General features: G+C 63.5%; 8 protein-coding genes and 4 tRNA genes. 4 read left to right on the top strand and 8 right to left on the bottom strand.

Annotation, left to right across the window (positions count from 1 at the left end):
- From ruvA to J3U06_RS09165, 8 genes are all read right to left on the bottom strand, one after another.
- Positions 1-612 carry a Holliday junction branch migration protein RuvA gene (gene ruvA, locus J3U06_RS09130; protein ID WP_121914658.1) on the bottom strand — a complete coding sequence of 204 codons (612 nt, stop codon included), beginning with the start codon at positions 610-612 and terminating at the stop codon, positions 1-3.
- Positions 613-654: 42 nt separating this feature from the next.
- Positions 655-1,236 (bottom strand): crossover junction endodeoxyribonuclease RuvC, encoded by a 582-nt coding sequence (gene ruvC / locus J3U06_RS09135; protein ID WP_267399964.1) that lies wholly within the window; start codon positions 1,234-1,236, stop codon positions 655-657.
- Positions 1,237-1,240: 4 nt separating this feature from the next.
- Positions 1,241-1,996 carry a YebC/PmpR family DNA-binding transcriptional regulator gene (locus J3U06_RS09140; RefSeq protein WP_267444980.1) on the bottom strand — a complete coding sequence of 252 codons (756 nt, stop codon included), beginning with the start codon at positions 1,994-1,996 and terminating at the stop codon, positions 1,241-1,243.
- 71 nt (positions 1,997-2,067) lie between these two features.
- The gene (locus J3U06_RS09145; RefSeq protein WP_267430553.1) at positions 2,068-3,345 is read right to left on the bottom strand and encodes a glycosyltransferase family 4 protein; all 1,278 of its coding nucleotides are present in this window, start codon (positions 3,343-3,345) and stop codon (positions 2,068-2,070) included.
- On the bottom strand, positions 3,320-4,330 hold the full coding sequence (locus tag J3U06_RS09150; RefSeq protein WP_267444981.1) for a phosphatidylinositol mannoside acyltransferase: 1,011 nt from the start codon (positions 4,328-4,330) through the stop codon (positions 3,320-3,322). The genes J3U06_RS09145 and J3U06_RS09150 overlap by 26 nt, the downstream gene beginning before the upstream one ends.
- 4 nt (positions 4,331-4,334) lie before the next feature.
- A complete protein-coding gene (pgsA, locus tag J3U06_RS09155) occupies positions 4,335-5,009 on the bottom strand; it encodes a phosphatidylinositol phosphate synthase (protein ID WP_267430551.1) in 675 nt (224 codons plus the stop codon).
- Between the two features lie 3 nt (positions 5,010-5,012).
- Complete coding sequence (gene thrS / locus J3U06_RS09160) at positions 5,013-7,058, bottom strand: threonine--tRNA ligase (RefSeq protein WP_267444982.1); 2,046 nt, start codon at positions 7,056-7,058, stop codon at positions 5,013-5,015.
- A 76-nt stretch (positions 7,059-7,134) separates the two neighbouring features.
- Positions 7,135-7,965, bottom strand: coding sequence for a PAC2 family protein (locus J3U06_RS09165; protein ID WP_267399958.1), 831 nt, complete (start codon positions 7,963-7,965; stop codon positions 7,135-7,137).
- Positions 7,966-8,127: 162 nt separating this feature from the next.
- On the opposite strand from J3U06_RS09165, the gene J3U06_RS09170 reads away from it, so the two are divergent.
- The 4 genes from J3U06_RS09170 to J3U06_RS09185 all read left to right on the top strand — a co-directional run bounded on the left by J3U06_RS09170 (position 8,128) and on the right by J3U06_RS09185 (position 8,497).
- A tRNA-Gly gene (locus J3U06_RS09170) sits at positions 8,128-8,200 on the top strand.
- A 27-nt stretch (positions 8,201-8,227) separates the two neighbouring features.
- Positions 8,228-8,298 (top strand) — tRNA-Cys (locus tag J3U06_RS09175).
- Positions 8,299-8,321: 23 nt separating this feature from the next.
- Positions 8,322-8,393 (top strand) — tRNA-Val (locus J3U06_RS09180).
- A gap of 31 nt (positions 8,394-8,424) precedes the next feature.
- Positions 8,425-8,497 (top strand) — tRNA-Val (locus J3U06_RS09185).
- Positions 8,498-9,044 lie beyond the last annotated feature (547 nt).

The raw sequence follows: 9,044 nt of genomic DNA on the forward strand, positions 1-9,044 counted from the left end.
TCAGCGCCCCCTGTCCAGCCGGGTCAGGGCCTGCTTGAGCACCTTGGGAATGTCGGCCGACTGCAGGGGCAGGGTGTAGCCGCCCTCGTTGCAGGTCTGCTCCACGGCCTGCTCGGCATCACGCTGTAGCCAGCCCAGGGAGATCAGTCCCTCAACCACCTGGTGGGCGCCGTCGTCGGTCTGGGCAGGTCCCTGCTTGCCTGTGCCGGCATCCAGATCCAGCTTGCCGGAGAGTTCGAGGATGATCTTCTGAGCGCCCTTCTTGCCCAGGCCCGGCGCACGAGACAGGGCCGCAGCATCGCCGTCAGCCACGGCCTGGGCCAGCTGGTCCGAGTTCAGGGTGGCGAGGATGGACAGGGCCACGCGAGGTCCGATGCCGCTGACCTTCTGTAGCTGGGCGAAGAGGGATTTGGAGGTGCGGCTGAGGAATCCGTAGAGGGTCAGCGCGTCCTGGGTCAGGGACAGGGCGGTGTAGACGGTGACCGTGGATTCGGCCCGCATGGAGGCCAGATCCGATTGGGGCATGCGCACCTCGAAACCCACACCCGAAACATCGATGACGGCAGAGCCTGTTTCGATGGCGGCCACCCGCCCGGTCAGCATTGCCAGCACTTGATCACCCCTCGATGGAATCGAACGTCTGTTCGAATCAGCTTACATGTCTCGCTGGACTCCCCGGTGCTTGCCATACTTGGCGGAAGCCTGCGCCCACTGGCGCTGGGCCTGGGTCAGATGCTCTTCGCGCTCCCCGCCCTGAATGGCTCCGGCGGGCCTTAGAGCGTGGCAGATGGCCTGGGCCAGAGCATCTGCGGCGTCTGCTGGTTTGGGCAGCTGGTTGAGACCAAGAATTCGTGTCACCATCCGCTGCACCTGGATTTTGTCGGCCTGGCCGTTGCCTGTCACGGCCATCTTGGCCTCGGTGGGTGTGTGCAGGGCCACGGGAATCCCTCGCTGTGCCGCACCCAGCATGGCCAGCCCGGCCGCCTGTGCGGTTCCCAGCACCGTGTTGTGATTGGACTGGGCAAAGACCCGCTCGATAGATACCACATCGGGGCTGAAACGGTCCAGGGCGGCCGTCAGCCCCTGGTAGATGGCCAGCAGCCGCAGATCCTGGCTCTGTTCGGGGTCTGAGCGCACGACATCCACATGAACAAAGGAAAGCCGGCGCGATGCACCGGCTTCAATGACGCCAACGCCGCATCGGGTGAGCCCCGGGTCGACGCCGAGAACAATCATAAGGTCACTCGTCGTCCAACTGGGCCATGACCTCGTCAGGCGCAGTCCAGTTGCTGTAGATCTCCTGCACGTCGTCCAGGTCGTCCAGGTTGTCGATCAGCTTGGAGACCTTGCGAGCTGAGTCCAGGTCCAGGGTGACCTCGCTCTTGGGGTTGAGGACCAGGTCGGCGGAGTCATAGTCCATGCCCGCCTCCTGCAGGGCCTTACGGACGTTGACCATGTCGCCGGGGGCAGTCAGCACGGTGTAGCTCTCGCCGTTGTCCTGCACGTCCTCGGCACCAGCCTCGGCGGCCTTCTCGAAGACAGTATCGTAGTCCAGGCCCTCCGAGGGGACGATGATCTGGCCCTTGCGCTCGAAGTTGAAGCTGACCGACCCGTTCTGGGCCAGGGAGCCGCCGCCCTTGGTAAGGGTGGAACGTACCTCGGCGGCCGCACGGTTGCGGTTGTCGGTCAGGCATTCGATGATGATGCCCACGCCGGCGGGAGCGTAGCCCTCGTAGGCGATGGTTTCGTAGTTGGCCGCTCCGGCCTCCTCGCCCGAGCCCCGCTTGACGGCCCTGGTGATGTTGTCTGCGGGCACGGAGGACTTCTTGGCCTTGACGATGGCATCGTAGAGCGTGGGGTTGCCATCGGGGTCACCGCCGCCGGTGCGGGCAGCAATCTCGATGTTCTTGATCAGCTTGGCGAAGAGCTTGCCACGCTTGGCGTCGATGGCTGCTTTCTTGTGCTTGGTGGTCGCCCACTTCGAATGCCCTGACATATGTCTCCTGACGGTACGAATGCGTAAACGAATGGAATTCTAGTTCCGCTCTTCGACAATTTTATGAGTTTTCAGGCCCTTCCGTGGTGGGCTTCATCGTAAAGAGAACCAGCCTTCAGGCCCACCAGTCTGCCCAGCAGGCCACGGCGATGATCAGGCCGGGCTGCCAGGGCGCGGGCATAGACATCCAGAACCTGGTCGGTGACCCGTTCCCAGTCGTAGTCGCTGGCCCGGCGCATTCCGCACGAGGCCAGATTCATGCGGGCAGTTCGGTTGTCCAGCAGGTCAAGGACCGCCCGGGCGCAGTCCAGGGGGTCTCCATTGGCGAACAGACGCGCGCTGTGGCCATTCTGGGAGACATCCTTGAATGCAGGCAGGTCCGAGGCCACCACCGGGCAGCCTGCAGCCATGGCCTCGACCAGCACGATGCCAAAGCTTTCTCCCCCGGTCTGCGGAGCCAGATAGAGGTCCAGGCTGTGGTAGAAGGAGGCCTTGTCCTCGTCGCTGATCCGACCCAGGAAGGTGAAGTGCTGGGCCAGTCCGGGATCGACGGCCTCGAGTATCTTTCGCGCCTCCCCCTGACCGTCTCCCGCACACAGGAAGCGGGCTCCCGGCACGCGCTGCAGAATGGCAGGTGCCGCCTGGGCCAGAATCCTGAACCCCTTGCGCTCCTCTTTCATCCGTCCCAGGAATCCGATGGTGGGTTCCCGCTCGCTCCCCTGCCATTCCGGGCGCGGCCGGGCATTGCGCAGGGCTTTGGTCTCGATGCCGTTGGGGATGATCTGGCTGGGTATGCCCGGCTCCAGCAGGTTCTGCGCATTCTGCATGGCTGATGGGCTGACGAAGATGGCCTGGCTGATGCTGGCCAGGTATCGCCGCAGGTACCGCCTGGTCAGCCTCAGGGCCAGGGGCGGCGAATCGAAGGCTGCATGGAAGGTGGCCACATAGGGGCAGGGAATAAATCCGGGCTGCAGGGGCTTGTGGCTCAGGGAGGGCACCTCGGGCTCGTGCAGGTGCACGATGTCGAAGTGACCCTGTCTGACCCACTGCCGGGTCTTGTGGCCGGCCACGCCGAAGTAGCTCAGGTTGGCCACGGATCCGTTGTAGGGAATGGAGAAGGAGGAGCCGGTGGTCTGCACCCAGAGGGGCATGTCCTGGGTGCGTCGGCCCGGAGCCAGAACCTGCACCTGATGGCCACGGTCCATAAGATGTCTGGCGAAGTCGCGAATATGCAGTTGGACGCCGCCCGGAGTCTCGAAGGAGTAGGGCGAGATGATCCCCACTCGCAGAGGTGCCTTGATGGCAGCCCGCTCTGGCTCCTGCTCAGGCCTTTGCTTGGGTGCCTTCATGCCTTTCACCCCCCTTGTTTCCTGGTGCCTGGGCCAGTATGAAGTCCGGTAGGTCGTGCATCCGGGAAAGATCCAGGTCCTCAAGGAAAATCGGCTGAAGCATGTGCCAGTCCTTGGGATGCTCACGAATGCCCCGGGCCCACTGATCCACCCAGGCCTGCGTCAGAGAGTTGATCGCCTGCTCCCAGGGCATGTCCATGTAGGGCTCAATGGCGATTGGCCCGTCCACCTGGCATACATAGCCATAGGGGGATTTGGCCTGTCGGCGGCGCTCCCCTGTCAGCCTCTCCCTGTGCATGTTGACGGTGTACAGGGGCAGACGGGCGTCCAAGGCTATGACGGCAGGGCCTGCGGCCACGCGAATCCAGGAGTCGAAGGCCTTGACGAAGACGCCTCGGCGGCTCAGATCGCGGTCGGCCAGCAGGGGCACCACCTGGTCCGGCTTCCGCAGCAGGGTTGTCAGACGGTCGGTGATGTCCGGCTCGCCGGTCAGCAGGATGTTCATGCCCAGGCGGCGACGGATGTCTGCAAAGGTGTCCAGCATTCCCTGGTCCCGCAACCGCTCGGCCACCGTAGTGACCTGACCGACTGTCGAACAGGCCCAGAAGCCCGCATAGTCCCAGTTGCCCTGGTGGCCCATGCCGATGGGCAGGGACCGCAGGCCGATGTCGGTCTTGGCCGGATCCGGGTAGGCGCTGCCTCCACCGTGTATGCGTGCCAGCAGCTGCTCCTTGGTGCGGGCACCCACTGTCAGGGCCTCGACGAAGTAGACGAAGTAGGAGCGCATGCCCTGGCGCGAGGTGTGCCGCAGGCTGCGAGGGTCGGCCTCTGGCATGACATGGGCCAGATTGCGCTCCAGCTGTCTTACGCCGCCTATCCGAAACAGCCAGCAGAGGTCGGCTGCTGCCAGGAAGAGGCCGCGCACCAGCCGCTCGGGCACCAGACGCGCGTGCTGAGCCAGGAAGATGAGCAGTCGGTCCAGCATAGGCTCACTCGTGGTTGGGGTTGGCAGGCTGCGGGTTGCGGCTCATGTCCTTGGCGACGTGGCTGATCCGCTGCCAGACGGTGACGATGCCCAACAGGGCCAGCAGGACCAGGAAGCAGCTGAGCACGGCCAGGGGCAGCCCGGCTCCCGTCAGGGCCATGCCAACTAGGATGATGACCAGCCGATCCGACCTGGTGGCAATGCCATTCTTGGCCTCGAACCCCTCGGCCTCGGCCCGGGCCCGGGCGTAGGAGGTGACGAAGGAGGTCATGATGGCGAAGAGCGCTGCAGCCATGCCAACCTGCGCCCAGATGTCTGGACCCAGGTGGCTGCCATCTGCCACCCAGGCCAGCTCGTGGCGGCGCAGGTAGATGATGACCCCGGTCAGGACGGCCCAGTCGGCTATCCGGTCAAGGGTGGAGTCCAGGAAGCCTCCGAACTGGGTGCCCCCGCCGGTCAGCGCAGCCACGGAACCATCCAGGGAGTCGAAGGCCACCAGGATGGCCAGGACGATGGCCCCGGGCAGGAGCCAGCCGGTGAACCCGGTCACGATGGCGACCAGGGTGGTGCCTATGGCTCCGCTGATCGTGACACCATTGGCGCTCACGCCCAGACGAACCAGGCCGCGGGCGATGGGGGCGATGATGCGCTTCCAGGGGCGCCGTAGATGCTCGAACATTGGTCAGTCCTGACTGCAGGAGGTGTTCGCTCGGAAGTCATCCGCCGAGTTGATCTGGGCGCGGACCCTGATGGCCTCGTTGATCCAGGCACGGGCCTGCTCCACGGGCACGCCGTTGAGTTGACTGCCGTCGCGGAAGCGGAAGGAGACCGCGTTCTTGGAGGCATCCTCCTCGCCGGCGATCAGGATGAAGGGGGCCTTGGACTTGGCCGCGTTGCGAATTTTCTTGCCGAAGCGGTCGTCGGAGCGGTCGATCTCGCAGCGGACCATGTCGTCGCGCAGCTCGTCCAGCAGATGCTCCAGGTGGGGGGCGAACTCGTCGGCCACGGGCACGGCCTGCACCTGGACCGGGGCCAGCCAGGCCGGGAAGGCGCCGGCATAGTGTTCCAGCAGGATGGCGAAGAAGCGCTCAATGGATCCGAAGAGGGCCCGGTGGATCATGACCGGCCGCTGGTGGGAGCCGTCGGCGGCGATGTACTCCAGCTGGAAGCGCTCGGGCAGGTTGAAGTCCAGCTGAATGGTGGAGACCTGCCAGGTGCGCCCGATGGCATCGCGGGCCTGGACGGAGATCTTGGGCCCATAGAAGGCGGCGCCCTCGGGGTCGTCAACCAGTTCCAGGCCAGAGTCCTTGGCCACCTCGGCCAGGGTGTTGGTCGCCTCCTCCCAGACCTCGTCGGAGCCGACGAACTTGTTGGGATCCTTGGTGGACAGCTCCAAGTAAAAGTCGTTGAGGCCGAAGTCCTTGAGCACCTTGAGCACGAACTGGAGCAGGTTGGTCAGCTCACCCCTCATCTGGTCCCGGGTGCAGTAGATGTGGGAGTCGTCCTGGGTCAGGCCGCGCACACGGGTCAGGCCGTGGACCTCCCCGGACTTCTCGTAGCGGTATACGGTGCCGAACTCGAAAAGCCGCAGGGGCAGCTCCTTGTAGGAGCGCTGGCGGGACTTGAAAATCAGGTTGTGCATGGGGCAGTTCATTGGCTTCAGGTAGTAGTCGAAGCCCTGGCGGGTGACCTTGCCCTTGGAGTCCTTCTCCTCGTCCAGGTGCATGGGCGGGTACATGCCGTCCTTGTACCACTGCAGGTGGCCCGAGATCTCGTAGAGGTGGCCCTTGGTGATGTGCGGGGTCTGCACGAAGGAGTATCCGTTGCGCCGGTGCATCTGCCGGGAGTAGTCCTCCATGGCGTTGATGACGGCTGCGCCCTTGGGGTGGAAGACTGGCAGGCCGGGGCCGATTTCGTCCGGGAAGGAGAAGAGGTCCATCTCGGCCCCCAGCTTGCGGTGGTCGCGGCGGGCGGCCTCCTCCAGACGGGCGGTGTAGGCTTTCATGTCGTCCTTGTTGGCCCAGGCGGTGCCGTATATGCGCTGAAGCATGGGGTTCTTCTCGTCCCCGCGCCAGTAGGCGGCGGCTGTGCGCATGAGCTTGAAGCAGCGGATGTAGCGGGTGTTGGGCAGGTGGGGGCCTCGGCAGAGGTCCTTCCAGACCGTGTTGCCCTCACGGTCCAGGTTGTCATACATGGTCAGCTCGCCGCCGGTGGCCACCTCGGTGGCCTCCTCGCTGTTGATTTCGGCCTCCTTGGCACCGATCAGCTCCAGCTTGTAGGGCTGGTCGGCCTCCTCCTTGCGGGCCTCCTCCTCAGTGACAACGCGCCTGCGGAAGCTCTGGGAGGACTTGATGATCCGCTTCATTCGCTGTTCGATCTGCTTGAGGTCGTCGGGGGTGAAAGGCTTGTCCACGTCGAAGTCGTAGTAGAAGCCATCCTTGATGACCGGGCCGATGCCCAGCTTGGCGTCAGGGCGGATCTCCTGGACGGCCTGGGCCATGACGTGGGTGGCCGAGTGCCGCATGATGGCCAGTCCCTGGTCGCTCTCCAAGGTGATGGGCTCGACCTCGTCGCCTTCGTGCAGGGGTGTGCAGAGGTCGCGTGGCTGCCCGTTGAGGTCAACGGCGATGATGTCCTTGTCGTCAGCGAAAAGCTGGACGCCAGTCTGATCCGCCGCCACCTCCTTTCGTTCGCCCTTGACGATGATGGAGATGCTCGACTGTGTCATGAATGCCGTCCTTGCTATCGGAGCCCGCGTTACAGGGTGCAGGCTGGACATGGTTATCGAGCCATAGCCTAGGCCGTCACTCAGACAAGGAGGGGCCTTTGTTGCCCATGGAGCGCAGATAATCCTCGGCTTCCCGGACCAGCTCTTCGGCAGCCGGCTCGTCTACCTGGGCCTGGTCGACATCCATCTCCAGACGGTGTACGTAGTTTGCCAGGTCGTCATTGCAGCGCAGCAGCATTCCGGCCTGGGCCTTCCACTCGGCTGCCTTGCGGGGCAGCTCCCCCTCGTCAAGGTGGACCCCAAGCATGGCCGAGAGCCTTTGCAGGAGCTGCAGGGTGCCCTGGGCGCACTCGTCGCTGCCCAGGTACTGGGGCACGGAGACCCAGATGGATTCGGTGCTGTAGCCGTCTTGGGTGGCCAGGGCATCCAGAACAGTGGGGATGCCTATTGGGCCGGAGTGTCCGTCGGTGTCGGTCTTCGGCTGGTCACCGGCCAGATCGTCAATGGGCAGAGGCCTGGTGTGGGGGCAGTCGGCAAACATGGCACCCAGGGTGATGATGGCATCCGCCTCATCGTCTTCGGCCCAATGGATGCTGCGCCGGCAAAAATCGCTCCAGTGGTAGTTGGGTTCCGGGCCCATCTCCAGCAGGAGGGTGTGGGTGTCATCAATCTGCACTCGGTAGATCTTGGTGGAGGGCCAGATAATCCGACGCCTACCCTGCACATGGCAGAGCATGGGCCGTGACATCTGGTAGTCGTAGAACCCGTCGCCCGGAATGCTGCCGATCTCGTGGGACTCGTAAACGTTCAACAGGTGGCGGATGACGTTGGTCGAGGCTGAGCACGCATCGTTCCAGCCATCGAAGGCGGCCACCATGGTGCAGTGCTGCCTGGCTTCTTCACTCATACCTTTCACCCTACCGGTAGGAAGCCTTGTATTTCGCGGCTTTGCCGTCAGCGGAGGGTGGCTCTATGACGCGGCGACACGCGCTCTTTGCCAAGTGCTGGGGTCTACGCTACAGTAGTGCAACGTGCTTCGGCTGTCACTACTAGGGTGAGGGTTGAATGTGCGGGCATAGCTTAGTTGGTAAAGCGCGACCTTGCCAAGGTCGAGACCGCGGGTCCGAGTCCCGTTGCCCGCTCGAGGTTTCGAGCAGTTTAACCAATACGGTGGGTTAGCCAAGCGGTTAGGCAGCGGCCTGCAAAGCCGTATAGACGAGTTCGACTCTCGTACCCACCTCTCTCTCGAAACGAGAATGACCCGGGCGGTTGGCGCAGAGGTAGCGCACTTCCCTGACACGGAAGGGGTCACTGGTTCGAATCCAGTATCGCCCACGAGGATCACTTCGGTGGTCTTTCCCAATCCGGGCGATTGGCGCAGCGGCTAGCGCACTTCGTTCACACCGAAGGGGTCGCAGGTTCGATTCCTGCATCGCCCACCTGGATGCATAGTCTTTCTCCGTCTTCTCTCTGAAAATCCATTAGCAGGCAGGGATGTTTGATCCGCTTTTTGTCCTATCGGGCTCTTCTGGTCATGGGCTTTTTGGTAATAATTTATTTGTGGTGGTTCAAACCGGTTTTCTCAATGCCGCGGCAAGGCTTTGGCCTCCTGTCTTGGGCGTCTCCCATCGACGGACATCCGATATTCCCCTGTTTTAACCAGATCGTGCGCTTTATTTCCTGCCTGCTGCGAGTTCGGCCGATGGACGTCATTCGTATTAGGGTCAGACTTTGAACCGAACGCTTGGCATGTCCGTGGCTTTGTGATAATTTACTCTTATCTGCAGGTTGGGGGACCTGCCAGAAACAGGAGTAACCCGAGGTGTCCTTAACGAGGTGATAGCATGCATAAAGGCCGGGGCCTATGAGGGCAAGTCGTTGCCGTGGCTGAATCTGTCATTGGGGGGGGGGGGGGGGGGGGGGGGGGGGGGGGGGGGGGGGGGGGGGGGGGGGGGGGGGGGGGGGGGGGGGGGGGGGGGGGGGGGG

Origin of the sequence: Bifidobacterium sp. B4142 (assembly GCF_026537325.1) — a bacterium.
GTDB lineage: Bacteria > Actinomycetota > Actinomycetes > Actinomycetales > Bifidobacteriaceae > Bombiscardovia.

What these genes read in the sequence shown, in the direction of transcription:
- ruvC (WP_267399964.1), bottom strand. Translation starts at nt 1,236, where the DNA reads ATGATTGTTCTCGGCGTCGACCCGGGGCTCACCCGATGCGGCGTTGGC.
- J3U06_RS09140 (WP_267444980.1), bottom strand. Translation starts at nt 1,996, where the DNA reads ATGTCAGGGCATTCGAAGTGGGCGACCACCAAGCACAAGAAAGCAGCC.
- J3U06_RS09145 (WP_267430553.1), bottom strand. Translation starts at nt 3,345, where the DNA reads ATGAAGGCACCCAAGCAAAGGCCTGAGCAGGAGCCAGAGCGGGCTGCC.
- J3U06_RS09150 (WP_267444981.1), bottom strand. Translation starts at nt 4,330, where the DNA reads ATGCTGGACCGACTGCTCATCTTCCTGGCTCAGCACGCGCGTCTGGTG.
- pgsA (WP_267430551.1), bottom strand. Translation starts at nt 5,009, where the DNA reads ATGTTCGAGCATCTACGGCGCCCCTGGAAGCGCATCATCGCCCCCATC.
- thrS (WP_267444982.1), bottom strand. Translation starts at nt 7,058, where the DNA reads ATGACACAGTCGAGCATCTCCATCATCGTCAAGGGCGAACGAAAGGAG.
- J3U06_RS09165 (WP_267399958.1), bottom strand. Translation starts at nt 7,965, where the DNA reads ATGAGTGAAGAAGCCAGGCAGCACTGCACCATGGTGGCCGCCTTCGAT.